This is a genomic window from Microvirga solisilvae, assembly GCF_022808595.1.
In the GTDB taxonomy this organism is placed as follows: Bacteria; Pseudomonadota; Alphaproteobacteria; order Rhizobiales; family Beijerinckiaceae; genus Microvirga; species Microvirga solisilvae.
The window spans coordinates 1-1706 of sequence record NZ_JAKUCN010000022.1 but is presented as its reverse complement, the minus strand read 5'-3'; the positions used below and the strand labels follow the sequence as shown (position 1 = coordinate 1706).

The 1706-nt window shown below is 65.8% G+C and carries 1 protein-coding gene; it reads right to left on the bottom strand.

What is annotated here, in order from left to right:
* Positions 1–105: 105 nt before the first annotated feature.
* Complete coding sequence (locus MJ639_RS17770) at positions 106–1605, bottom strand: IS1182 family transposase (RefSeq protein WP_243375686.1); 1500 nt, start codon at positions 1603–1605, stop codon at positions 106–108.
* Positions 1606–1706 lie beyond the last annotated feature (101 nt).

Sequence of the window (1706 nt, the reverse complement as noted above, 5' to 3'; positions counted from 1 at the left end):
CTAGGAGCTTGTCGGAGAATCGGCCAGGAGTGCGGTGGCGTGTAGCAGGCACCAATAGGTTAGGTGCCTGTCTCCCCTGGCTCGCCGGGCGCGGAGCCCCGCCCGTCAAGCCGGCTGCGCGACCAGGGCTGGCAGCTCCCAGCCCTGACGCCACAGCTTCTTGAGGTTGTGCACCGCGCACGCCAGGGAGAATTCTCCACGTACCTTGGGCAGGCCCCGCAGTGAGAAGCGCGGCAGCGTCCCGTTCTTCACCTGGCCGATGACGGGCTCGGCCGTCACCTTGCGTCTGGCATAGGCCGCACGGCCTCGCTTCGTCAGCAGCTTGCGCTTCATCCGCTCCTTGAAGCTCAAGCCCTTGGGCGGGCGCCCGCGAGGTGCCGCTTCAGGCTCCTCTCCGTGTTTGGAGCGGCCCGTGGCGACAAAACACTCCACGCCCTTGGCCTCCACCTTCTCAATGTCTTCCTTGCACAGGTAGCCCGAGTCCGCGCTCAGCTGCGCGGGCAAAAGCCCCGTGTTGTTGCGTGTTTGCTCCACCATCGGCTCGAGCTGACGTGCATCGCTGGCGCTCTGCCCCACCTCCTGCGCCACTATCAACTGGCTGTCGGCGTCCACCGCCACCTGCGCGTTGTAGGACTGCTGGAAGGAGCCCGCCCGGGGCATGATTCTCGAGTCCGGGTCGGTGAAATTGCGCTGCGCCTTCTCCGAGGGCTTCGCCTCCTCCGGGCTGTCGCCTCGAGCTTCGGCCTTCTCCTTGGCCTCCTTCTCCAAGTCCTCCTTGGCCTTGCGAATCTTCTCCCGGCGCTTCTCCTTCTCCACCGCCAACTCCAGCTTCTTCTCCGCCTCCAGCTGACGTGCGGCCTGCTGCAGTCGCTCGGCGCGCTTCTTCGGGTCCTTCAGCTCCTCGGGCAGCTCATCTCCGCGCCGCCCCTTGCCGTAGCGCTTGTCCTCCTCGGCATCCAACGCCGCGGCCTCCGCAAGCAGCCTGTCTATCTGCTCGTCCAGCTTCTTCATGGCCTCCTCCATGCGTCCGTAGCTCATGGCTTTGTGCTTGCTGGCGTTGGCCTTCACCTTCGTGCCGTCCACCGACAGGTGCCCCAGCTTCTTGAGCCCCGAGCTCCGGGCCAGCCGCAGCGTGTCCACGAAGAGCGCTCGGAAGGCTTCCAGGTGCCGCACCCGGAAGGTGCACACCGTGTCGTGGTCCGGCCTCTCGCCTCCCGTCAGATAGCGGAAGGCAATGTCCGTCTCGCACCGCCGCTCAATCTCCCGGCTGCTCGTAATGCCACGCGCGTACGCGTACATGAGCAGCAGCGCCATCATCACCGGGTGGTAGGGCGGCTGGCCGCACTCCTTCGTGTACGCACCCAGAATGCTGCTGAAGTCGAGCGCCTTGCGCAGCTCGACGAAAAAGCTCGCCAGGTGCCCTTCTCCCAGCACTTCCCTCGCGTACTGCGGCAGCAACTGTCCCTGCTCCGGCTCCCACTCCCGGAATGGCCTTGGCGAGGTGAAGCGGGCGGAGCTCTTGGCCTCTTCCCGCTCCGGCTTCTCGCTGGCGGCTACTTCCAACAGGGCGGCCTGCTCCGGCTTCTTCGTCGAGGTGGTGCTCACCCTCCACCTTCAACCAGAACTCGCCTCCCCTCTGAAGGACCACCTGGGGCATCACCCCTCTGGCCCACCCTCTACGGTGGGGTACTCCGACAAGCTCCTAG